This window comes from Enterococcus alishanensis (genome assembly GCF_019218635.1).
GTDB lineage: Bacteria > Bacillota > Bacilli > Lactobacillales > Enterococcaceae > Enterococcus_A > Enterococcus_A alishanensis.
Genome location: NZ_JAHUZB010000005.1, coordinates 1 through 24,018 on the forward strand (window position 1 = coordinate 1; position 24,018 = coordinate 24,018).

A 24,018-nucleotide genomic window follows, 5' to 3' on the forward strand; every position below is an offset into this window, starting at 1 on the left:
TGTTCCTATTAATAGGAACGCCCTACACATTTGGTTCGTCTTATTCGTTCAGTTTTCAAAGGTCTATTTCTGTTGCATCAGCAACTTTTATATCATAACAGCTGACCGAATGAATGTCAACAACTTTTTGAAATATTTTTTTCGAAACTTTTTAAATCATTTCAAATTGTTTGCCTTCGTCATTTGACAGCTTAGTTAGATTATCATTCTCTTAAGACTTCGTCAAGTATTTTTTAAAAGAAAAAAACTAGCCTATTTCAGACTAGTTTTTATAAGCACCCCATAATGATCACTAATTTGTAAATCACTAATATTGTCAAAAACAATTTGATATTTTTCAACTAGAAATTCTTGTGCCAAAAAGATGTAGTCAATCCTGAGGGACTGAGCGTTTTTTTTCCAACCGTCTATCCCCCCTGGGATTGTTCCTTCACCAACCTTTTCAGTCGCTACTTCAAAACTGTCTTGTAAGTTTAGCTGACTCGCTAAAACTAAATCTCGGCCTTGGTCTCTTTGGTTCGCCGGATTATTAAAATCACCCATTATAATTAGAGGCAACTTTTCATCCCATAATCGACCCTCAACTTTTCTCCATTCATATGCAAATCCACTAGACTGACTCCACCAGGAAAAATGACCAGATAAAAAACACAAAGATTCACTTTTCCCCAACAACGCTTTTCGTGTGTGATAATCTGCCGGATCATCTTCTAGCGAAATTTTTATCACTTCAGCTTGAAATGGAGTTTTCGACAAAATTGCCACACCTTCATGATATTTGTCATAACCGATATGATTGAATGCCCAACTCCAGTAATAATTTGTTCCTAAGTCTCGCAATCTATTCACTACACAATAAGCAAAATTGTCCTCATGAATAGATTGCTGTTCATTATTTAATTGAAAATAATGATCTACTTGAATCTCTTTAGAGGTAGTTTTTTGATTGACTTCCTGTAATGCGATTATCGAGATATCTTCTTTTAATATTTTTTGTGCTAAAACTTCTACTTGTTGTTGGTCGTTATTTTCTAGCCAACTATGGGTATTAAAGGTTAAAAAATTAATTTCTCTCACCTCTTAAATTTCTAGCGTGCCAATTTCTTGTCCTTTTTCAACATTGTCTATTGCCTCGTAACGATAATCTTTAATTTTATCACCATTAGTGAATATAACAATCATAGTTGTTAATTTGTCGGCCGACTCCAGTACGTCAAGGTCAACTTTAGCAATTAAATCTCCTGCTTGAACCATTTGTTCGCTTGTTACAAATAATTCAAAACCTTTTCCATTTAAATCCACAGTATCAATACCCATGTGAACCAATACTTCAATTCCTTCTGACGTTTCTAAACCAATGGCGTGTTTTGTTGGGAAAATCGACACTACTTTGCCTGATACCGGACTAACAATATTCCCGTCAGTCGGAATAACAGCAAAACCTTCGCCCATCATTTTTTTCGAGAAAACTTCATCTTCAACTTTATCAATAGGAATGAATTGCCCATCTGCTGGGGACGATATTTTTTCAGTTAGTCCTTTAAAATTTTTATTTTCTTCTGTTGTTTCAACCTTACGATCAGTTAAATCAATTTTAGGTATTTCGATATTGGCATCTAATAAATCCTGAATATCTGATTTCAAAATATCGGCTTTCGGACCATAGACTGCTTGTACACCATTGTCTTTGACTAACAGCCCCATGGCACCAGCTTTTTTCCATTGTTCTTCACTACCTACTTGATCATGATCTTTAACTGAAACTCGCAGACGTGTCATGCAAGCATCTACATCGCTAATATTTTCTTTCCCACCTAAAAGATTAATAATTTTAACAATTTGATCATCGGCAACAGCTGAACCGTTACCACTATTATTACCAGTCGTTTCATCATCATTGTCAATTTCATAATTTCCGGCACGACCAGGAGTTGCGTAATTAAATTTCTTAATCATGAAGCTAGCAAAGAAATACGTAAATATGCCGAATAGGATTGTTACCCATACAAAATTGAATAAATCAGATCCTAAACCTGCTCTGATGGCCATCGGCGTTCTTGTTAACAATTCAATATTTCCAAATGAATGAACCCGTAAATTTATAATATCCGCCATTGCGAAGGCTAAACCTTGAATGACTGCATAACAAGCATACAACGGTGCCGCTACAAACATAAACATATACTCTAAAGGTTCAGTTACACCAGTTAGGAAAACAGCCACTGCTGCTGATAAATACATTGATTTATATTTTTTCCGAATGCCAGAATCTACATTGCGATACATTGCAAAAGTTAATCCCATCAATATTCCTGAGGCGCCGATCATTTGTCCAACCTTAAAACGAGCCGGCGTCAGACCTGCTAACAAATCATTATATTGACCCATATCACCAGCATTTCTTAAATTGACTAAGTCAGTTGCCCAAGCTAACCATAATGGATCTTGACCAAATACTTGCTGACCCGCATTAACCCCTGTCATAATCTCATAAACGCCACCTAATTGTGTATAATTCATCGGAATTGTCAACATATGATGCAAGCCAAATGGCAGCAACAATCGTTCTAACGTTCCATATAAGAACGGAGCCAAAATCGGTGCTGTATCTTGAGAATTTGCAATCCAGATACCAAAATTATTGATCCCCGTTTGGACAACAGGCCAAATTAATGCCAAAATCAATGAAACTAAAACTGACCGAAAAATGACAACAAAGGGAACAAAACGTTTTCCATTAAAGAAAGTTAACACTTCTGGTAATTTTCTGAAGTTGTAGTATTTATTGTAAGCAGTCGCTCCAACAAAACCAGCAATAATCCCCACGAAAACCCCCATATTTAAAGCGGGAGCTTCCAAAACACTAATAAAATAGCCATTGACCGCAATTTCTTGACCAAATAAGGTATGAGTCACTGCTTCCGGATTTGCCAGCATCTCACTAGTTACTCCAAAGATTGCTCCGGTGATACGATTAATTAAAATAAATGATAGCCCTGCAGCAAATGCACCACCCGCTTTTTCTTTCGCCCAACTTCCGCCAATCGCTAAAGCAAATAGGACATGTAGATTCCCAATAATTGCCCAACCAACATTTTCAATAACACCACCAACTGTTGCTAACCACCCTAAGTCTGGTGAAATCATCGGAATCGATGTACCGATACTGATCATCAATCCAGCTGCTGGCATTACAGCAATAACGACCATCAGTGCTTTCCCAAATTTTTGCCAGAAAGCAAAACTAAATACCTGTTTGATTTTCTCCATTAAAAGCTCGCTCCTTTTTACGACCAATCTACGCAATCGGTTTCGATGTATTGCATTATATACGCAAAATTATTATTTGTAAACTCTTTCAATCAAAAAAGATAAAATCGTTTATTCCTTGATTTTAATATCAATTATATTGATTTGAATTCTTTTCATTAATTCAGTTTGACTTACGCAATCGATTGCGCTATTATCAATTTATAGAAATTTAATAGGAGGCTTATTATGCAAAAAATTCAACGACTTTTCGCAATCGATCCTTGGAAAATAAAAACAAATGAGTTAAACCGTGAGAATCGCCGCTTGCAAGAATCTTTAACCAGTATTGGAAATGGTTATATGGGTATGCGAGGAAATTTTGAAGAAACTTATAGTGATGATCATCATCAAGGCACTTATTTAGCTGGTATATGGTTCCCAGACAAAACGCGAGTTGGCTGGTGGAAAAACGGTTATCCTGAATACTTTGGAAAAGTGATTAATGCTGTTGATTTTTTACAGATGAAAATCTTTGTGAATCAAATCGAAGTGGATTTAGCTAAGATCGATTTTTCTGAATTTGACTTGTCATTGGATATGAGAAATGGTCTGCTAACTAGAAGTTTTGTTTCTGAGATAGCTGGCGCAACCGTTCGTTTTAATTTCAAACGCTTCCTAAGTATTACAAAATTAGAATTGGCTGTTATTAAAGTAGATTTTGAAATTTTGGCTGGAGAAGCAGAAGTGAAAATTATCTCAAAACTAGATAATCAAGTTCATAATGAAGACAGTAATTATGACGAAATGTTTTGGCTAGAAAAAAATCGTGGCAGTGAAGAAAATATCAGTTATCTAACTGCGGAAACAATTCCCAATCCTTTCGGCGTTGATCAATTTTCAATCACTGCAGCAATGAAGCATCATACCACTGTTTCTGGAAGACTTGCTGAAGCACCGATGGAAGTTAGCGAAACTTTTAATTACCATTTGAAAGAAAATCAAACAGCTAGTTTGGAAAAACGAGTCGTGATTGTGACGAGTCGTGATATTCCAGAAGATCAGCAAGTGACAACAGCTGTTAAGTTAGTGGAAGCATACGACTTATCCTTTGAAGACTTATTAGCTGAACAAACAGCTGCATGGGAAAATCGTTGGCAATTAGCCGATGTAAAAATCGAAGGTGATGATGAAGCGCAACAAGGCATTCGATTTAATCTTTTCCAACTATTCTCAACTTATTATGGTGAGGATGAACGTCTAAATATTGGTCCAAAAGGCTTTACCGGCGAAAAATATGGTGGTGCAACTTATTGGGATACAGAAGCTTATGCAGTACCGATGTATTTGGCTTTGGCTAAACCAGAAGTCACTAAAAACTTATTGAAATATCGCCATAATCAATTGCCGCAAGCTCACCATAATGCCCGTCAACAAGGATTAAAAGGCGCATTATATCCAATGGTAACTTTTACTGGCATCGAATGTCATAACGAATGGGAAATAACTTTTGAAGAAATCCATCGAAATGGTGCAGTTGCCCATGCTATCTATAACTATGCCAATTATACTGGTGACGAAGCTTATTTGAAAAAAGAAGGTTTAGAAGTATTAACTGAAATTTCCCGTTTTTGGGCTGATCGGGTCCATTTTTCTAAACGTCAAGGAAAATATATGATTCACGGTGTCACGGGTCCAAATGAATACGAAAATAACATCAATAATAACTGGTATACTAATTATTTGGCTCGCTGGATTTTAAACTATACGCTAAAGACTTATCAAAAATATCAAACAAGTACCACTGTGACTATTTCAAATGAAGAATTGGTTCATTGGCAGGAAATTATTGATTTAATGTATTTACCTGAAGATCAAGAATTAGGTATTTTTGTTCAACATGACACTTTCTTAGACAAAGATTTAATGCCTGCAAAGGATTTATCTCCTGAAGATTTACCATTAAACCAAAATTGGTCCTGGGATAAAATTTTACGTTCTTGTTTTATTAAGCAAGCAGATGTTTTACAAGGAATTTATTTCTTTAATGACCAATTCTCTAAAGAAGAAAAGCAACAGAACTTTGATTTTTATGAGCCAATGACAGTCCATGAAAGTTCACTTTCTGCATCAGTTCACGCTGTTTTAGCAGCCGAATTAGGCATGGAAGAAAAATCGATGGAAATGTACCAGCGTACTGCTCGTTTAGATTTAGATAATTACAATAATGATACTGAAGATGGTTTGCATATTACCTCAATGACTGGCAGCTGGTTAGCAATTGTACAAGGTTTTGCGCAAATGAAAACTTATCAAGAAGAATTAAGTTTTGCCCCATTCTTACCTAAAAACTGGCAGAGCTATGCTTTTCATATTAATTACCGAGGTCGTTTGATTGCCGTTAGTGTAAACGCGAATGAAGTAATCTTCAAACTAGAATCTGGCGAACCATTATCTATTACTTTATATGATGAAACTTTTACTTTAACAGATATTTTAAAAAAACAGATTCACTAGGAGGATGAGATGTTTAAAGGAGTATTATTTGATCTAGATGGTGTGATTACTGATACAGCAGAGTATCATTATCTGGCTTGGAAGAAATTAGCAGAAAAACTCGGCTTTACAATTGATCGAGCCTTTAATGAGCAACTAAAAGGGGTAAGTCGAGAAGATTCCCTGACCTTGTTGTTAAAACATGGCAACAAGACAAATATTTCATCAGAAGAATTTATCGCATTAGCTAAGGAAAAAAATGAGAACTACCAACAAATGATTCAACAAATCTCACCTAAGGATGTTTATCCAGGTATTTTAGCTTTATTGCAGCAATTACAGGAGCATCAGATAAGAATTTCTCTAGCTTCTGCTAGTAAAAATGGGCCTTTTTTACTGAAGCAATTAGCCCTAACTGAATATTTCGATGGGATTGCCGATCCTAGTAAAGTCGCTCATGGTAAACCAGCACCCGATATTTTTGAATTGGCAGCAGAAATAATTGATCTAAAACCAGCAGAATGTATTGGAATTGAAGATGCTAAGGCTGGCATTAGTGCTATTATCGCTAGTGGTGCGCAACCAATCGGTGTTGGTTCGAAAAAAATAATAGGTGATGTACCGACTGTTGCATCTACCGACAAATTGAGTTTTAATTATCTAAAAGAACAATGGAAATAAATTAAAAGGAGAGATGAATGTGAAACCTACAGTAAAAGACGTCGCTAAAAAAGCCAATGTCTCTCCTTCAACTGTCTCACGTGTAATCAATGATCATCCTAGTATTTCAGATGATACGAAAGAAAAAGTTCGAAAAATCATGCAGGAGATGAATTATTTCCCTAATGCAGCCGCTAGAAATCTTGGCAAACAAAAAGCTAATGCAATTGCGGTCATTTTACCGCCACTAGATTCTAAGGAACGGATTGGCAATCCTTTTTATCTAGAATTAATTAATACCGTCAACGAAGCGGCCCATGAATATCAAGTAACAACAGCAATCGCTTCTGCAAAAACTATGGAGGCTTTGTTAGCTAGCGTGATGCGGATGTATCGCCAACAACAAGTCGATGGTTTTATTTTAAGTTATTCTGAGAATCGTGATCCTGTCGCAGAATATTTAATTGCTAACAAAATTCCCTTTACTTTAATCGGTCGACCGGCACAACAAGAATCTGCGGTTACTTATATCGATAACGACAATCAATTATTAGGCAAGCAAGCCACAGAATTTTTGATCCAAAAAGGACATCAGAAAATTTTATTTGCTTCTAACGTTGACGAAGAAGTACTCTTTTTTGAACGCTATTTTGGTTATCAAGAAGCTTTGATGCGGGCGGGACTTACGACTTTTCCTGCCGCAACTTTCACTAAAACTGAGGATTTCACCAATTTTCCAAACCTAATCAAAGAAACCGAAGCTACAGCTTTAGTGGTAATTGATGATGTCTTTGCCCTTAGAATTATTCAATTGGCAAATCTACACGGTCTTGTTGTCCCTGATGATTTATCGCTGATCAGTTTCAACAATTCCATCTTTGCAACTTTGGTTCATCCTTATTTAACGACTGTTGATGTGGATATTACCGATCTTGGTCATTTGGCTACCGAAAAATTAATTGATCAAATTCAGCAAAAACCAGTCCATGGAAGTCAGCTGGTTGTCCCTCACGAATTAATTCAAAGAGAAACAGTTATAGCACGAAAAAACGCCTGATTGAAAACAATCAAGCGTTTTTTTGTTTCAAATACGGAAGAACCATCGGTACTAAAGAGACAAAGACTATCATTAGCATAATCAACGAAAAATGTTGGCTGACAATTGGAATATTTCCTAGAAAATAACCTGCTAAGGTCCCAGCTAATCCCCAAACAATCGCACCAAAAATGTTGAAAAAAGAAAAAGTTGGCCAGTGCATTTTACTAGAGCCAGCAATAAATGGTACAAAAGTCCGCACAAACGGCATAAAGCGACCTAAAAAAATCGTCCACTTCCCTCGTTCATTAAAAAAATTCTCCGCTTCTCGCACTTTATCTTCTTTTATAAATCGACTAATTGGTGAATGATAGAGCGCCTTGACTCCTAAACTATGCCCCAGCCAATAATTCATCGTATCACCCAAAATAGCTGCTACAATACAGATTAAAATCACATATGGTAAATGTAAAACACTTCCACCTAAAGCAGTTAAAGCTCCTGCCGCAAATAAAAAAGAATCCCCTGGTAAAAACGGAAAAACAACGACACCTGTCTCAATAAAAATAATACCAAATAGTATTGGATAAATACCTAATCCATATGTTGCTACCAACATTTGCATATGGGCGTCAATATGCAAAATAAAATCAATCAATGCCATTTCATTTACTCCTTCGAATTTTCTAAATTAATCATACGATTTTTTCTGAAAATTAAAAGGTATTTCATTTTTCTAAAGAGAAAAATAACTTTTTAGTTTTTACCAATCAAATCACTTCTCTGATTCTCTATCTTTTTTGTATACTGACTTTACGAGGAGTGATATTTATGAAAATTGCCATTGCGGGCGCCGGAGCTATGGGTAGCCGAATTGGTTTAATGTTACACGCTGCTGGGAATCAAGTAATTTTAATTGATACTTGGCCTGCTCATATTGCAGCGATCAGAGAAAAAGGTTTACTTGCAAACTTAAATGGTCAAGAAGCTGTAGCCCATTTGCCTATTTATAGCCCGACCGAATTACCTGCTGATTTACAAGTAGATTTAATCGTCGCTTTAACCAAATCGATGCAATTAGATCAAATGTTTCAAATGATTCAGTCACTAATTCATCCAACAACTTATGTTTTGTCCTTACTAAACGGCTTAGGTCATGAAGATACATTAGAGAAATACGTCCCTAAAGAAAACATTATCTTTGGAACGACTACCTGGACAGCTGGTCTAAAAGGTCCTGGTTATGCTGAATTAACTGGTACAGGTGCAATTGAGATGGAAAACATCGAACCTTCAGGTAAAGAATTTACTTTAAAGGTAGTTGACGTTTTTAAAAAAGCCAAATTAAATCCTGTGTATAGTGACAATGTACGCTACTCCATTTGGAAAAAAGCTTGCATCAACGGTACTTTAAATGGTTTATGCACGATTTTAGATTGCAACGTCGGTGAACTTGGAAATTTAACTGTCACCAAAGATTTAATTACGGCAATTGTTTCTGAATTTGCCACGGTTAGTCAGCAAGAAGGTATTCACCTTGATCAAGCGTCGGTCATTGCAGCCATTGAAGCTACCTACGATCCCGAAACTCAAGGCAGACATTATCCATCAATGTATCAAGATTTAATTAAAAGCCAGCGCAAAACTGAGATCGACTATATCAACGGTGCTGTTTGGCGTAAAGGACAGCGTCTGGAAATTCCTACTCCTTATTGTGCCTTCCTAACAGAATTAATTCATGGCAAAGAACAATTGTTAAATGCTAAATAAAAAATGCCACTGTTTATTGTAAACAGTGGTATTTATTTTATCGAAAAATTTTTCATGTTTTTAATTTTTATGAATGATTTATAAAACTAAGTTCATAATACTGGCTGAATAATTCTTTTCTGCTATTATTATTTAGAATTATCTGAATATTTCAAATTTACTTATTATATAAGGAGAGCTTATGGAAACGAATTTACAAAAGAAAATGACCGCTCGCCACATCACAATGTTGGCTTTAGGTGGTGCAATTGGTGCTGGTTTATTTAAAGGTAGTGGAGAAGCTATCGGCATTGCCGGCCCATCAGTCATATTAGCTTTTCTAATTGGTGGTATGATACTTTTTATCGTCATGAGTGGACTAGGTCGATTGATTTTAGACCAAGAAAATGTTCATGGTCTGTCAGGAATTGTTCAACCTTATTTAGGAGATCACGCGGCGGACTTTATTGATTGGCTCTATTGGTCCTTGTGGATGGTTAATATTATCGCTGAAGCCGTAGCTGCCGCAACTTTTTTACAGCTGTGGTTTCCTCATGTACCCGCCTGGATATTTGTCTTGTTTTTAGCAATTTTAACCACCATGATTAATTTATATTCAGTGACTTTATTTGCTGAAACTGAGTATTGGCTCGCTTTTGCGAAAATTACCATTATTTTAATTTTGATTGCACTAGGTGGCTATCTGGTTGCCAATGAAGTTTTTCATATAGGCTTTAGCGCGACCCTTGCGAAAATGAATAGTCATGGAGGTTTTGCACCTCACGGAATAAAAGGTTTAATTAGTTCTCTATTGGTTGTTATCTATTCTTACGGTGGATCGGAATTAATTGCCATCACTGTAAGTGAAACTGAAAATCCAAAAATTGCGATACCTAAAGCTATCAAAGGGGTCATGGGACGAATTATTTCCTTTTACATTGTACCAATGATTTTACTTATGATTATTTATAATTGGCAAACTCTGGCACAAACTAACATTAGCCCATTTGTCTTGGTTTTTGAGAAAGTGAATATCCCATTTGCATCGGATATCGTTAATTTCGTTATTGTATTAGCATTATTTTCATCAATTAATTCAGGAGTGTACGCATCATCAAGAACCCTTTACTTTCGATTAAAAGATAATCATGGATTTACTAAAAAATTAGCTGGATTGAACAAGCATCAAGTCCCTCAAAAAGCTGTTTTATTTTGTACCGGAACTTTATATATTGGCGTTATTCTGTCGTATTTTTTAGGCAACAATTTGTTTAATTATTTAGTAGGGTCAATTTCATATTCTGTCTTACTGACTTGGATGTTGATTAGCATTGGAGCCTTTGTATTGGCCCATAGGAAACATTCATCAAAGGATATTTTTTCTAGCGGATTTGCAATTGTTGCCTTAAGCTTAATTCTAATTGGAATTATTGCAAACAATAACTGGGGAGTTACGCTCTTCACAGGTATCTTATACTGTGTCATCTTTTTAAGTTTTCAAAAAAAGCAAAAACATACATTGCCAAATAATTAAAAAAAAATCATGAGTTAGTTTGGACACTAACCCATGATTTTTTTATACTTCTTCACTACCCATAAATCGACCGACAAAAGCAGCAATAATCGCTCCTAAAGTTGGTGCCAATAAGTACACCCAATAATGACTTAACGCTGAACCACCAGCAAATAGAGCTGGTCCTAAACTTCTAGCGGCATTTAGAGATCCGCCTGTTAAATTCAATGCGACAATAATTAAAAATCCCAATGTGATTCCGATTGCTAATGGTGCCATCTGACTATTACCATATTTTTTACTAGTAACCATCAAAATGACCAGTACAAATAAAAATGTAATTAAAGTTTCAAATCCGAATGCTTGAACAACAGTGATATTAGGAAAATCTGTTTGACCTAGGCTGTCAGTTGGCAACCCCAAAGCACTCACATAAATAGAAATAATTGCTGAAGCAACAATTGCACCTAAAGCTTGGGCAATAATATAAAAAATACCATCCTTTATTTCAAGGCGCTTATTAATCATCATTGCAATCGAAACACCAGGATTAAAATTCCCTCCTGACACGCCACCAACCGCATAAGCCATCATGGTAATTGCCAAACCGAAGGCCAAGCCAATCGTCAAAGTCCCTCCTTTTGCAATAACAACACTCCCAGTCCCTATAAAGACCAACATAAATGTACCTAAAAATTCTGCTACATATTTTCTCATCTTTTAAACTTCTTTCTTTATTTGATAAGTTAAGATAATATAACAGAACCATACTTGTAAAGTAAAAACACTTTTCTAAAAATATAATCATTTTATGTGAAAAATAAAGCTAGATATAGTGAAATGAAAGCCTTTATATCACTTTATTGTGAGAGTCATTACTTTACCACTTCATTTAGAAATAACAAAAAAGCTAGCCATCTAATGATGACTAGCCAGATTAAAATGATTATTTTACAGTTACAGAAGCGCCAACTTCTTCTAAAGAAGCTTTTAATGCTTCAGCTTCGTCTTTAGAGATACCTTCTTTAACTGGTGCAGGAGCGCCATCAACTACAGCTTTAGCTTCTTTCAAGCCTAAGCCAGTTGCTTCACGAACTGCTTTGATAACTTTAACTTTTTGATCGCCAACTGCTGATAATTCAACTGTGAATTCAGTTTGTTCTTCAGCAGCACCAGCAGCAGCGCCGCCAGCTACAGCAGCTACAGGAGCAGCAGCTGTTACGTTAAATTCTTCTTCGATAGCTTTTACTAAGTCGTTTAATTCTAAGATTGTCGCGCCTTTTAGTTCTTCGACAATATTTTCAATGTTCAATGCCATTTTAAATTTCCTCCATATAAGTAAGTTTTATTTTTTTATATTATGCAGCAATTAAGCCACTTCTTCTTCTTTTTCTGCGACTGCTTTGACAGCGTAAGCCACGTTGCGGACTGGCGCTTGTAATACAGACAATAGCATAGATAGAAGACCATCGCGGTTTGGTAATTTTGCAAGAGCAGTAATTTCTTCGATAGAAGCTACTTTTCCTTCAATAATACCACCTTTGATTTCTAATTCATTAGCAGTTTTTGCAAACTCAGCCATAATCTTAGCTGGTGCAACAACATCATCATTACTGAATGCTACAGCTGTAGGACCAGTAAATACTTCACCTAAACCATCTAGACCAGCAATAACTGCGGCACGGCTTAAGATAGAGTTTTTGATAACTTTCATTTCAACATTTTCGTCACGTAATTGTTTACGTAAGTTTGTTACTTCTTCAACTGTTAAACCACGGTAATCCACGATTACAACAGATGATGCTGCTTTAAACTTTTCAACAACTTCATCAACGATTGCTGATTTTTTTGCGATTGCTACTTCACTCATTTTATGTTTCACCTCCTGATTTTGATGGATGGATTTTTTCAATAAAAAAACCCTATGCCACCGTAGACATAGAGGGACTATTGAATGTTCTCAATAAATGTCCTCGGTAGGAAATTAAGGCAATGCCACCTACTGTCTTCGGTACGATTAAATTATTAACCTCAGACACCTTATCATAGATAAAGTGTCTGAGTCAAGTATTTATTAGAATGAAAATTGATCAACATGGATCCCAGGACCAAATGTAGTAGTCACTGTGATATTTTTGATGTATTGACCTTTGGCAGTCGCAGGTTTCACACGTAATAAAGTATCATTGATTGTGTTAAAGTTTTCGATTAATTTAGCATCGTCGAAAGAAACTTTTCCGATTGGCACGTGGATGTTACCAGCTTTGTCAACACGGTAAGTTACTTTACCAGCTTTAACTTCTTCAACAGCTTTTGTTACGTCCATTGTTACAGTACCTGTTTTAGGGTTAGGCATTAAACCTTTAGGGCCTAAGACACGTCCTAAACGACCTACAGTCGCCATCATATCAGGAGTTGCTACAACAACGTCAAAGTCAAACCATCCACCTTGGATTTTTTGAACTAAATCGTCGTCACCAACGAAATCTGCACCAGCTGCTTCAGCTTCTTTTGCTTTATCGCCTTTAGCGAATACTAAAACAGTTTGAGTTTTACCAGTTCCGTTTGGTAATACAACAGCCCCACGAATTTGTTGATCTGCTTTTTTAGGGTCAACGCTTAATTTATAAGCAACTTCAACAGTTGCGTCAAATTTTGCGAAGTTTGTTTCTTTTGCTAAAGCGACAGCTTCTGTAACTGCGTATGCTTTAGTTGCGTCAATTTTTTTCAATGCATCTTGCATTTTTTTGCTTTTTTTAGCCATTTTGTTTCCTCCTTATGTGGTTATAACGGTAGAACCTCCCACGTGTTCTGATCTTTCAATCAAGAGCCAACTTCAGAAGCGTTCTAAATCAGGAATTAGTCTACTGTAATCCCCATGCTTCTTGCAGTTCCTTCAACCATGCGCATTGCAGATTCTACGTTTGCAGCGTTTAGGTCTTCCATTTTCAATTCAGCAATTTCTTGCACTTGTGCTTTCGTTACTGAAGCAACTTTATTTTTGTTTGGTTCGCCTGAACCTTTTTCAATGTTCGCTGCTTTTTTCAATAAAACAGCTGCCGGTGGTGTTTTTGTTACGAAAGTGAATGAACGATCTTCGTATACAGAAATCACAACTGGGATAATTAAACCTGCTTGATCAGCAGTACGTGCGTTAAATTCTTTAGTGAAGCCCATGATGTTAATACCGGCTTGACCTAAAGCTGGTCCTACTGGGGGTGCTGGAGTTGCTTTTCCTGCAGGAATTTGTAATTTAACAAGTTTTTCTACTTTTTTTGCCACGAGACATACCTCCTTGGGTCCGTGATGTGGTTAATGGAGATCAAGATTTCTCCTCCCACTTAAAACAGCGTGCGTAAATGCACACTTGAACATGATAGCAAAAGATATTTTTAAAATCAAGTCAAATTTATATTGTTTAAATTTTTAGACAATAATAATATGCTTCATACTCCCTTTAATAACTATTAGAATAACAAAATATTTTTCTTAAAATTTTTTATTGCAAAAAATTCCTATGTTACACTATTTATGAAGTCAAATGAGTTTTTTCACAAGAAATAAGGAGGGTTATTGTAATGGAAGTATTAAAATTCCGAAGTGTTTTTGATATTATCGGACCCGTTATGGTTGGTCCAAGTAGCTCACATACAGCAGGTGCTGCTAGAATTGGAAAGGTTGCCCGTATGATTTATGGTGAACAACCTGATTCCATCGAGTTTGATCTATATGAATCATTTGCTAAGACTTATCGTGGTCACGGTACCGATGTTGCTTTGGTTGGTGGAATTTTAGGTATGGATCCTGATGACCCACGCCTGTCTGATTCATTGAAAATTGCTCATGAACGTGGCATGGAAGTTTTATTTGTACCAAAAAAAGAAATTTCAAATCATCCAAATACTGTTACCGTTACCATGATCAAAGGCGATTACAAAATGTCGATCACTGGGGTTTCAATTGGTGGTGGTAACATTGAGATTACAGAATTAAATGGTTATAGTATTTCACTTTCAACTGGTGTACCAACCTATATCATTATGCACAAAGATGTTCCAGGGCTATTAGCTAAAATTTCTACTATTTTCTTGGCTCAAGGTTTAAATATTGGTAAAGCGACTATGACTCGTCAAACCAAGGGTGACAACGGAATCATTTTACTAGAAGTTGATGATACACCAGAAAATCCGGAACAACTGCGTCAAGATCTTAAATCCGTGGATAACGTCATTAGCGTTACCTACTACAAATAAGGGGGACTAAACATGTTTTATACTATTCAAGAGCTTGTTGAACAATCCAAAGATTACTCCTCAGTAGGAGAACTAATGATCCAAACTGAAATGGAATTGACTGATCGTACCAGAGAAGAAATCATTGGTTTAATGGAAAGAAACTTAGAAGTGATGGAAAACTCAATCGACGAAGGAATTGCCGGAGTAAAATCTGTTACTGGTATTACTGGTGGCGATGCCAAAAAAATGAATGACTACATTGAAAGTGGTAAATTCATGAGTGGAGATACAATTTTGAGAGCCGTTCGAAACGGAATTGCTACCAATGAAGTCAATGCCAAAATGGGCTTAATTTGCGCAACTCCTACAGCCGGAAGTGCTGGAGTTTTACCTGGTGTCTTAATGGCGGCTCGCGACAAACTAAACTTAAATCACGAAGAACAATTGGATTTTCTATTTACTGCTGGTGCTTTTGGCTTAGTGATGGCCAACAATGCTTCTATTTCTGGAGCTGAAGGTGGTTGTCAAGCTGAAGTTGGTTCTGCTAGCGCAATGGCGGCTGCGGCTTTAGTTACGGCAAATGGGGGTTCACCAGAAACTGCTTCTAATGCTCTGGCGATTACTTTAAAAAATGTAATGGGCTTAATTTGTGACCCAGTAGCTGGTTTGGTAGAAGTTCCTTGTGTGAAACGAAATGCTATGGGCGCTTCACAAGCATTTATCTCAGCCGATATGGCGTTAGCCGGTATTCGCAGTGTCATTCCACCAGATGAAGTAGTGGAAGCAATGTACCAAGTTGGACGTGCAATGCCTCAAATCTTTAAAGAAACAGCAGAAGGTGGCGTTGCAACTACTCCTACTGGTCTCCGCTTAAAACGTCAAGTTTACGGTGAAGAAAAAGAAACACAACCTGTATAAGCAAAAAAGGATTGGCTCAAAAAGAGTCAATCCTTTTCTTTTACAATAAACTTGTATTTTTTACATCTTCAATATTTCTTGCGCCACCTAATTGCATAGTGATTGTCAATTCTTTATTAAAATGATCAAAAACAGACTTAACACCGGCTGATCCACCAAGATTTAAACCATAAATAATTGGTCGACCAATTGCAACAACATCTGCTCCACTTGCAAGAGCTTTAAAAATATGTTCCCCACGTCGAATTCCACTATCAAAAATAATTGGAACGCGTTTTGCGACAGCTGAAGCAATTGCTGGCAAGACTTCAAATGAAGCAGGTCCTCCATCCAATTGACGACCACCATGATTGGATACCCAAATACCGTCTGCTCCTGCGCTGATTGCTACAACAGCATCTTCAGGCGATTGTACTCCTTTGACAATCACAGGTAATCCGGTCAAATCTTTTACTTTTTGAATATCATCAGGTGCAATAGCTTGTTTAGCAGCAGCATAAATTTCCGCAATCCCTTTTCCTTCACCATCGCCACGACCATCTTTTTCACTGTAGGCTGCTAAATTCTTCATTGGAATAGGAAATTGAAATTGATTGACAATATCAGCTTCACGATAACCACCCAAAGTCGAATCGGCCGTCAATACAATTGCTTTGACGCCTGCTTTGACAGCTTCTTCTAAAATATATTGATTAAAGCCTTCATCTTTCGAAAGATATAATTGTAAGAACTGTGGTGCATTTTTTACAACTGCATCTCCAATTAAGGTTGTCGCATAAGTACTTATGGTAAAAATCGAGCCAGCTTCTGCCGTGCCAATCGCTGTAGCCACTTCACCTTTTGAATGAGATAAACCTTGTGCTGCAGACGGAGCTTCGATGATTGGTGATTTTAAATCAATCCCAAAAAGCTGTGTCGACAAATCTGGTTTTTCAATTCCTTGTAACACACGAGGCACAATTTTTTTCTTATTAAAGGCACTAGTATTTTCTCTTAATGTTATTTCATCTTCAGAACCGCCGCTGATATAACCAAACGCACCTTTGTCCATTTGTGCTTTGACCCGTCCTTCTAATGATTGAATGTTAACAATATCAATTGGATGTTCTTCATTACTAGTAATATAAGCCATTATAAATCCTTCTTTCTTTTGATTACTTTGGCATCATACATCTGTAATGAAAAGGCGGCAAGAAATTTAGCTTGCTTTGATTCCCCACAAAAATTTAGCTACAGATTGATCAACTTTTGGATTTTCATGTAAACGACTATGTTGGGCGTTGGCGCCGGTAAATACTTCATACGAAACAGTATCATTATGTGCTTTTAGTAAACTGAACAAAGCCAAAGCACTAGTTGTTGGTACCGTCCCGTCGGTAAATGTTTGCTTATCTAATTTCCCAGCAATCATCTTAATGTTTATATTTGTCGGAATATTATCTAGATGATCACGATAAAAAATATATCGATCTGATTCTTCAGCTGGCCCATTACGCAATAATTCTTTGACTATTTGCTGACTGGATGTATCTAAAAAATTATTGTACGGGGCTGCAATGGAAGCAAATTTATTGATTGTGACTACTTCATCTGTTTGCCCATAAGTGGCTAGACTTCTGACTAAACTGACACCACCCATCGAATGAGTAACAACATTAATTTGACTAACTCCCTGAGTTTTTAAATAAGTAAAAACATTATGTATCCATTCTGCTTGATTCCATTCATTGTTTTGATTATCGTCAAATAAAACTTGGATACTCGGATTATTATTTTGACTGCTTAATGCTCCATCAATGGATAAACGACCATCTACAGCTACACGAATAACCATTTCTCTTTTAGTAATTTCTTGCTTTTCCAAACGGTCTATCATGCCACCTAATGATTGATAAGTACCACCGTAACCATGAAAATAAACAGTCGGAACATTACTTTTTTCATAAGTATCTTGTCCATTTTTCTTGGTTTGACTAGTTTCGTTTGTTTTAGGTTGGGGTTGTTTATTCTGTTGTGTGCATCCGGCTGCAAAAACAATGACAATCAGCAGAACAACAAATAAAAAGACTTTTTTCATCTTAGCTCCTCGATTAAAAAAAGCTAAAGTAGAGTGATCTCATACTTTAGCTTCGATTTTTAAATTTTATCCACTTGATCAAAATCTAATTCGGTACTTGTTTCCCGACCGAACATATTAACATTGGCTTTTAATTTTTCTTTTTCTTCGTCAATTTCAGTAATCACACCTTCAAGACCTGCAAAAGCTCCTTCGATAATTTTTACAGTTTCACCAAGTTCTACTTCTAAATCGCTTTGACGTGTACTCATACCGATTGTTCTTAAAATATGGTTGATTTCCTCTGGCATTAATGGTGCAGGCTTGCTTCCTGCTCCGTGTGAGCCGACAAAACCAGTTACTCCTGGCGTATTACGCACAACATACCAAGAATCATCTGTCATGACCATTTCAACTAAGACATAACCAGGGAAAGTTTTATGAACTGTTTCTTTAACTTTGTCACCTTTGACTTCTGTTTCAGTTTCTTCAGGAACGACTACACGGAAGATATAATCTTCCATTCTCATACTTTGGGCACGGGATTCAATATTTGCTTTTACTTTGTTTTCATAGCCGGAATATGTGTGTAAGACATACCATTGTTTTTCAAAAGACTCCATTTTAATTAATCGGCTCCTCGTTCTAAAATAAAAAAACCTTAGTTCTCCAAGGTTTTTTCTCATTCACATTATAGCATGTTTTTAAATACTTGCCTACTACCCAATAATAAATTTAAATAGCAAACCAATCGCTGTATCCATGACATAAAACATCAAGGCAAAGATAATGGCTGTTTCGATAACTACTAACGAATCTTTTCGTAATTGTTTACGTGAAGGCCAAGTTACGATTTTCATTTCAGCTACTACGCTACGTAAAAATTTCACGGTTTTTCCTCCTAGTTTGTAATTTAATATTATTCTCACTGTAGATACCCTTCTACTTATTTATTGCTTTTAGTAAAACTGATACCTAGCTCATATGATGGTATTAAATTTCTTCTTTAGAAAATATTATTTTGTTTCTCTATGTAACGTATATTTTTGGCAATGTTTACAGAATTTATTGATTTCTAACCGCTCGCCTTTTTTTCCTTCGCTAATACTCTTTGTGTAGTTTCTAGAACCACAAACTGTACAGGCCAAGGCTGCTTTTTTTGTCGCCATCTGAATCCTCCTCGAACTAATTCAATGATAACATTATCATCAAAGATGCGGGCTGTCAATTGTCTCTGACGCTTTAAAAAGTTTCATAAAAATAATGCTCTTAGGATTAATAGTATGATAAGATAATGAAGAAATGAAGCCTATTATTGGAGGGTAACTTTAATGTTATTAGAAAGTTTGGTTTATCCAAAAGAAAACTTGACCACAATTACCGAATCTACCACATTACAGGAAGCGCTGGATATCTTAGAAAGTACTGGTTTTCGTTGTGTACCTATTTTAGATGAGAGTAAACAAATTTTTCGTGGAAATATTTATAAAATGCATATTTATCGCCATAAAGCCAATGGTGGTGATCTAAATTTACCAGTCACACATTTGTTAAAAAATGCTACAAAATTTATTTCATTAGACACTTCTTTTTTTAAAGTTTTCTTTAGTATCAAAGAATTACCGTATATTACAGTACTAGATGAGAACAATCATTTTTACGGTATATTGACTCACAGTACTTTACTAAATATGTTATCTGAATCTTGGAATTTCCGGACTGGCAGCTATGTATTAACTGTTGTTTCAGAAGGAAAAAAAGGAGATCTGGCAGCTATGACTAAAGCCATCGCGCGATTTACTAGCTTGGCTAGCTGTATCACATTAGATGTCGGTAAAGACAGTCGCCGGACTTTATTTACTTTACCTGCTGGCATTGATGAAAAAAAATTAAATAATATTATTGATCATCTTGAGCGTAAACATTTTGAAGTTGCTGAAGTCGAAGCGTTAACCATGAGATAAAAAATAAGCCTGAAACCAAAAAGTTTCAGGCCTTTTATTTAGATTCGATCACCAAAATCAACACCACGATTAATAAAGTACATTAATGGTGCTGAGATTGCCATAATAATAAATTCACTTAAAGCAGTCCAGCCATATGTCGGCCAAAATGGTGCGGCCACGGTAATATTTAACATTGCAGCAATCAATGCCATGCTGACAGTGAAGAATAATGTGTTTAAGGCCAAACGAACTTTGACGTTTGGAACAACTTTTTGTAAGGCACTTGTTAAGGCCAATGCCAACAACGTTTGGGCACCCCCAAAAACGACATCCGGCCAACCCATGCCAAAAATCGCATTGTAAACAACAACGCCACCTAAAATTCCCCATAAATATTTCCGATTAAAAACAACTAAATGATTCAGACTTTCAGAAATTCGAAATTGAATTGCGCCACTGGCAACGGGTGTCACTAAAATGGTTAATGCTAAGTATAATGCCATGATGATTCCGTTAGTTACGACCACTCTTGTTTTCTGTTTTTGTGCAATATGCATGTTTCCCCTTCTTTCTCCAAGTTTTGATAATGCGGGATGGTTGATGAACCGCAAACAACTTATTAAGGATAAAAAATTTACACCTAATTGTCAAGGTTTCTATGAAAGACTAAACTTTCTGGTGCCGCTTTTAGCTATCCTCTGTTATAATCATTTCTTGGAGAGGATGGCAAATTCATGAATTTTCACTATCATTTATTAATAAATCCGGCAGCAGGATCTGGAAACGCAGCTAAAAAAGCCCAAATCATTATTGATCTTCTAGACGAAAAGAATATAACTTATACGCCTTATTACACTAATTTTGCCGGCGAAGAAAAAGACATCGTCAATAAAATTATGCCCTTATTATCTACCTGGGAAGCTGATACTGAATATGAAGTCTTTCATCTTTTAATTATTATCGGTGGCGATGGTACTCTACATGAAGTCGTTAATCAATTTTATTTGTCTGCCCACGACTTTCCTGTGAGCTATATTCCAGCCGGCTCTGGCAATGATTTTGCTCGTGGTATAGGACTGTCCGCAAATCCAAAAGTAGCTTTAGAGCAAATTTTAGCAGCTAAGGCTCCGCAAAAAATTAATGTTTTAACTTACGAAGAAAAAATCAATGAAGAATTTGGTTTAGTTCTAAACAATGTTGGGATTGGATTAGATGCCCTAATTGTCTCAACTACCAATGCCTCAACAGCAAAAAAAGTTTTAAATAAATATCATTTAGGTTCAGCAGCTTATTTATTTTCATTGGTTAAAGCCGTTTTTCAGCAAAAGCCGTTTCCGATTCTAGTTGAGCTAAATGGTCACCAAGAAACTTTTCAAAGAACTTTTTTATGCACTACTACGAATATTCCTTATTTTGGTGGTGGTTTTGCCATTGCACCAATGGCTGATCCAAAAAAAGAAACGATTGATTTAGTCATCGTGGAGCGACCTAGTTTCCCTGCTATATTACGTTTCTTTATCCAATTACTTATGAAAAAACATACGAACAATCGTCACTTTAAACATTTTACCAGTTCAAAAATCCGAATTGTCTCAGTTCAACCACAAGAAGGACAATCAGATGGTGAGGACATGGGTAAACGTTCATTTGATATTAGTTTTGCAACTAGTTCGCAACATATCTGGTATGCTGAAAAAGAGGAGCTCAACTAATCGTTGGACTCCTCTTTTTACATAAACATCTCTGGACGAATGTCTTCCATTCCAATTAATGGATCAATTGTTTGAGTTTGAATTAAGGCTTTCGTTAATATCTTAGGACCAAAAGCAGCTTCAACTACTTTTTCAGTTGTTTCTTCTTCAAAAGGCGCTTCCATACTCTTCACTTTTTCCATTTGTGTTACGGCTTGCTCGCCATGAGTAATTCGCTCAATCAGAGTTGTTTTTCTTACAGCTGATTCCTTCGAAACGCAAACTTCAAAAGCTTCCACTTCTCCTAACAAAATGAGCCGATCTTTACTGCGTGTTACTGCAGTATATAATAAATTTCGTTGTAGCATTCGCTGGTATTGCCGTACCATCGGTAACAACACCATCTCAAACTCACTACCTTGCGCTTTATGAATAGAACAACAATAAGAAAGCTTAATTTTATTCCAATCATTTCTTTTGTAACTGACTTCATTGCTGTCAAAGGCAATCACTAATTCATCGACTTTATCTTCTGATTCCTTAGCTGGAATAATTCCGACAATAATGCCCATATCGCCATTAAAAACATTTAATTCTGGTTCATTAACTAATTGTAAAACCTTATCGCCAATTCGATAAACATTTTCGTTCCAACTCACTTCTTTTTTCTTACCATCGGGATTAGGATTAAAAATCTCTTGCATCATTTTATTAATTGCATCAATTCCTGCTGGTCCTCGATACATTGGAGCCAAAACTTGTACATCCTGAGCTGAGAAACCTTTTTGCTTCGCCTTCTCAACAATTTGGCGGATGACTTGTTCCATTTGAAAAGCATTACAAGCAATAAAAGAACGATCCTTTTGATTTTGTTGAAAATCTTTAGGTAAACGACCATCCTTAATTTCATGAGCTAATGGGATGATAGAAGAAGAGTCACCTTGACGATAAATTTCTGTTAGCTCCATCTTAGGAATATCTTCAACTTGTAATAAATCATGAAAGACTTGTCCTGGGCCAACTGATGGCAACTGATCTTTATCGCCAACTAAAATAATTTGCATATTATTGGGGATCGCTTTTAGCAACGTATTAGCCAGCCAAGTATCTACCATCGACATTTCATCGACTATTAATAAGCCACCTTCTAAATCCTTGGCTTCTATCTCAGGAGTCTTTTCTCGTCCATTTAACCCCAATAACCGATGAATCGTACTAGCTGGCAATTCGGTGGTTTCATTCATCCGTTTGGCTGCCCGTCCGGTGGGTGCCGCTAATAGAATTGGAAATATGGCTTGCGTGTAATCGCTAGGATCTAATGATAAATCATTCAATTCAGCAAATAATTGTACAATACCATTAATTACAGTGGTCTTTCCTGTCCCTGGACCACCAGTTAAAATAAATAATGGTGAAGCGATTGCTTTTTGGATTGCTTGATCCTGTGAATCTCCGTAAGTAATTTTTAAGCGTTTTTCAATCACCCGTAACTTTTTTGTGATTTCTTTTTTATCATAACTAATCTCTTTTTTACGGGCCAATAATCGTTCGATGCTAGAAGCAATGCCCCACTCACTAAAGAATAAGGTATTCTCATATATTTTGGTGGCATCCTGCTGAATTTTATCTTCTTCAACTAATTCAATGATAGTATCGGCTACTTGATTAGGAGATATTTCCACGGGACGAGAATTTTCTAATAAATTCAAGGTCTCGTTTAATAATTCTTGTGCTTCTACGTAAGTATCGCCGCTTTGATTAGCATCTTCATTAACCTGATGTAAAATAGCTGCCCGAATTCTTGCCTTACTGTCAGCCGCTATGCCTAATTGTTCAGCTAAATTATCAGCTTTTTTAAAGCCAATTCCTTCAATATCTTCCACTAAGCGATAAGGATTTTCATGAATTACATCTAAAGCTTCTTGGCGATACATCTGAAAAATTGCAAAGGATAATCGGCTACCAAAGCCATATTTTGTTAAGCCAACAATCACTTGTTCCATCCCATAATTTTTACGAATAGTCTCGACAATTTGGGCTTTTTTCTTTTGGTTTAGGTTGGGAATCTGATTTAAGTTGTCGGGATTTTGATTAATGGCATCAATAGCACCTTCTCCTAAGATTTCAACAATTTTTTCTGCTGTTTTCTTTCCGATTCCAGGAAATTTTTCACTTGATAAATAATTGATAATCCCATTAGTAGAAGTAGGCTGGGCTTGTTCATAACGCTCAACTTGAAATTGCTTGCCATATTTAGGGTGATCCACAAATTGTCCGACAAAACGATATTCTTCATCTTCTTGAAGATCACCAAAACTACCAGTGGCGACAATTTCACTTTCCAAGTAATCGCTATTGGTCTCTGTAATTTTTATCAACAAAACTTTGTAAAAGTTACTAGGATTCTGGTAGAAAATAGCTTCTAGTCGCCCTTTAAGATAGATTTCCTCAGACAATTGTTTCACCTCC

The 24,018-nt window shown here is 36.3% G+C and carries 24 protein-coding genes and 1 other annotated feature; of the genes, 9 read left to right on the top strand and 15 right to left on the bottom strand.

Annotation, left to right across the window (positions count from 1 at the left end; all coding sequences use genetic code 11):
- Window positions 1–252: 252 nt before the first annotated feature.
- Window positions 253–1,077 (bottom strand): endonuclease/exonuclease/phosphatase family protein, encoded by an 825-nt coding sequence (locus tag KUA55_RS12575; RefSeq protein ID WP_343214724.1) that lies wholly within the window; start codon window positions 1,075–1,077, stop codon window positions 253–255.
- A 3-nt stretch (window positions 1,078–1,080) separates the two neighbouring features.
- Window positions 1,081–3,270 carry a PTS transporter subunit IIBC gene (locus KUA55_RS12580; protein WP_218326732.1) on the bottom strand — a complete coding sequence of 730 codons (2,190 nt, stop codon included), beginning with the start codon at window positions 3,268–3,270 and terminating at the stop codon, window positions 1,081–1,083.
- A 228-nt stretch (window positions 3,271–3,498) separates the two neighbouring features.
- On the opposite strand from KUA55_RS12580, the gene KUA55_RS12585 reads away from it, so the two are divergent.
- The 3 genes from KUA55_RS12585 to KUA55_RS12595 are packed head-to-tail and all read left to right on the top strand — an operon-like array spanning window position 3,499 to window position 7,462.
- The gene (locus tag KUA55_RS12585; protein WP_218326733.1) at window positions 3,499–5,766 is read left to right on the top strand and encodes a glycoside hydrolase family 65 protein; all 2,268 of its coding nucleotides are present in this window, start codon (window positions 3,499–3,501) and stop codon (window positions 5,764–5,766) included.
- A 9-nt stretch (window positions 5,767–5,775) separates the two neighbouring features.
- Complete coding sequence (gene pgmB, locus KUA55_RS12590; protein ID WP_218326734.1) at window positions 5,776–6,426, top strand: beta-phosphoglucomutase; 651 nt, start codon at window positions 5,776–5,778, stop codon at window positions 6,424–6,426.
- A gap of 19 nt (window positions 6,427–6,445) precedes the next feature.
- Window positions 6,446–7,462, top strand: a complete 1,017-nt coding sequence (locus KUA55_RS12595) for a LacI family DNA-binding transcriptional regulator (RefSeq protein ID WP_218326735.1) — start codon at window positions 6,446–6,448, stop codon at window positions 7,460–7,462.
- A gap of 10 nt (window positions 7,463–7,472) precedes the next feature.
- Here KUA55_RS12595 and KUA55_RS12600 read toward each other — a convergent pair whose 3' ends face one another.
- Window positions 7,473–8,105 (bottom strand): VTT domain-containing protein, encoded by a 633-nt coding sequence (locus tag KUA55_RS12600; protein ID WP_218326736.1) that lies wholly within the window; start codon window positions 8,103–8,105, stop codon window positions 7,473–7,475.
- Window positions 8,106–8,272: 167 nt separating this feature from the next.
- On the opposite strand from KUA55_RS12600, the gene KUA55_RS12605 reads away from it, so the two are divergent.
- Together KUA55_RS12605 and KUA55_RS12610 are read left to right on the top strand one after the other, a co-directional pair.
- Window positions 8,273–9,211 (top strand): 2-dehydropantoate 2-reductase, encoded by a 939-nt coding sequence (locus KUA55_RS12605; protein ID WP_218326737.1) that lies wholly within the window; start codon window positions 8,273–8,275, stop codon window positions 9,209–9,211.
- A gap of 181 nt (window positions 9,212–9,392) precedes the next feature.
- Window positions 9,393–10,724: an amino acid permease gene (locus KUA55_RS12610; protein ID WP_218326738.1), complete on the top strand. Its 1,332-nt coding sequence runs from the start codon at window positions 9,393–9,395 to the stop codon at window positions 10,722–10,724.
- A 42-nt stretch (window positions 10,725–10,766) separates the two neighbouring features.
- Here KUA55_RS12610 and KUA55_RS12615 read toward each other — a convergent pair whose 3' ends face one another.
- From KUA55_RS12615 to rplK, 5 genes are all read right to left on the bottom strand, one after another.
- Entirely contained in the window at window positions 10,767–11,420 is a 654-nt protein-coding gene (locus tag KUA55_RS12615) for an MIP/aquaporin family protein (RefSeq protein ID WP_218326739.1), read from the bottom strand.
- Window positions 11,421–11,649: 229 nt separating this feature from the next.
- Window positions 11,650–12,021: a 50S ribosomal protein L7/L12 gene (gene rplL, locus KUA55_RS12620; RefSeq protein WP_218326740.1), complete on the bottom strand. Its 372-nt coding sequence runs from the start codon at window positions 12,019–12,021 to the stop codon at window positions 11,650–11,652.
- A 51-nt stretch (window positions 12,022–12,072) separates the two neighbouring features.
- Window positions 12,073–12,573, bottom strand: coding sequence for a 50S ribosomal protein L10 (gene rplJ, locus KUA55_RS12625; RefSeq protein ID WP_218326741.1), 501 nt, complete (start codon window positions 12,571–12,573; stop codon window positions 12,073–12,075).
- A 34-nt stretch (window positions 12,574–12,607) separates the two neighbouring features.
- Window positions 12,608–12,733, bottom strand: a sequence feature (ribosomal protein L10 leader region).
- 44 nt (window positions 12,734–12,777) lie between these two features.
- Window positions 12,778–13,467 (bottom strand): 50S ribosomal protein L1, encoded by a 690-nt coding sequence (gene rplA / locus KUA55_RS12630; RefSeq protein WP_218326742.1) that lies wholly within the window; start codon window positions 13,465–13,467, stop codon window positions 12,778–12,780.
- 95 nt (window positions 13,468–13,562) lie between these two features.
- Window positions 13,563–13,985, bottom strand: coding sequence for a 50S ribosomal protein L11 (rplK, locus tag KUA55_RS12635; RefSeq protein ID WP_218326743.1), 423 nt, complete (start codon window positions 13,983–13,985; stop codon window positions 13,563–13,565).
- Between the two features lie 296 nt (window positions 13,986–14,281).
- Here rplK and sdaAB point away from each other — a divergent pair, with 296 nt between their 5' ends.
- Both sdaAB and sdaAA read left to right on the top strand, forming a co-directional pair.
- Complete coding sequence (sdaAB, locus tag KUA55_RS12640; protein ID WP_218326744.1) at window positions 14,282–14,956, top strand: L-serine ammonia-lyase, iron-sulfur-dependent subunit beta; 675 nt, start codon at window positions 14,282–14,284, stop codon at window positions 14,954–14,956.
- Between the two features lie 12 nt (window positions 14,957–14,968).
- Window positions 14,969–15,856: an L-serine ammonia-lyase, iron-sulfur-dependent, subunit alpha gene (sdaAA, locus tag KUA55_RS12645; protein ID WP_218326745.1), complete on the top strand. Its 888-nt coding sequence runs from the start codon at window positions 14,969–14,971 to the stop codon at window positions 15,854–15,856.
- A gap of 40 nt (window positions 15,857–15,896) precedes the next feature.
- Here sdaAA and KUA55_RS12650 read toward each other — a convergent pair whose 3' ends face one another.
- The 5 genes from KUA55_RS12650 to rpmG all read right to left on the bottom strand — a co-directional run bounded on the left by KUA55_RS12650 (window position 15,897) and on the right by rpmG (window position 19,081).
- Window positions 15,897–16,988, bottom strand: a complete 1,092-nt coding sequence (locus tag KUA55_RS12650) for a lactate oxidase (protein ID WP_218326746.1) — start codon at window positions 16,986–16,988, stop codon at window positions 15,897–15,899.
- Window positions 16,989–17,054: 66 nt separating this feature from the next.
- A complete protein-coding gene (locus KUA55_RS12655; RefSeq protein WP_218326747.1) occupies window positions 17,055–17,933 on the bottom strand; it encodes an alpha/beta hydrolase in 879 nt (292 codons plus the stop codon).
- A 59-nt stretch (window positions 17,934–17,992) separates the two neighbouring features.
- Window positions 17,993–18,535 carry a transcription termination/antitermination protein NusG gene (nusG, locus tag KUA55_RS12660; protein ID WP_218326748.1) on the bottom strand — a complete coding sequence of 181 codons (543 nt, stop codon included), beginning with the start codon at window positions 18,533–18,535 and terminating at the stop codon, window positions 17,993–17,995.
- Between the two features lie 96 nt (window positions 18,536–18,631).
- Complete coding sequence (secE, locus tag KUA55_RS12665) at window positions 18,632–18,802, bottom strand: preprotein translocase subunit SecE (RefSeq protein ID WP_218326749.1); 171 nt, start codon at window positions 18,800–18,802, stop codon at window positions 18,632–18,634.
- A 126-nt stretch (window positions 18,803–18,928) separates the two neighbouring features.
- Window positions 18,929–19,081, bottom strand: a complete 153-nt coding sequence (gene rpmG, locus KUA55_RS12670; protein WP_218326750.1) for a 50S ribosomal protein L33 — start codon at window positions 19,079–19,081, stop codon at window positions 18,929–18,931.
- A 162-nt stretch (window positions 19,082–19,243) separates the two neighbouring features.
- Between rpmG and cbpA the strand changes: the two genes are divergently transcribed.
- Window positions 19,244–19,876, top strand: a complete 633-nt coding sequence (cbpA, locus tag KUA55_RS12675) for a cyclic di-AMP binding protein CbpA (protein ID WP_218326751.1) — start codon at window positions 19,244–19,246, stop codon at window positions 19,874–19,876.
- A 38-nt stretch (window positions 19,877–19,914) separates the two neighbouring features.
- On the opposite strand, the gene KUA55_RS12680 is transcribed toward cbpA, so the two are convergent.
- Window positions 19,915–20,415: a QueT transporter family protein gene (locus KUA55_RS12680; RefSeq protein ID WP_218326752.1), complete on the bottom strand. Its 501-nt coding sequence runs from the start codon at window positions 20,413–20,415 to the stop codon at window positions 19,915–19,917.
- Between the two features lie 177 nt (window positions 20,416–20,592).
- Between KUA55_RS12680 and KUA55_RS12685 the strand changes: the two genes are divergently transcribed.
- Window positions 20,593–21,570, top strand: a complete 978-nt coding sequence (locus KUA55_RS12685) for a diacylglycerol/lipid kinase family protein (protein ID WP_218326753.1) — start codon at window positions 20,593–20,595, stop codon at window positions 21,568–21,570.
- A 17-nt stretch (window positions 21,571–21,587) separates the two neighbouring features.
- Here KUA55_RS12685 and recD2 read toward each other — a convergent pair whose 3' ends face one another.
- Window positions 21,588–24,005: an SF1B family DNA helicase RecD2 gene (recD2, locus tag KUA55_RS12690; RefSeq protein ID WP_218326754.1), complete on the bottom strand. Its 2,418-nt coding sequence runs from the start codon at window positions 24,003–24,005 to the stop codon at window positions 21,588–21,590.
- Between the last annotated feature and the right edge of the window lie 13 nt (window positions 24,006–24,018).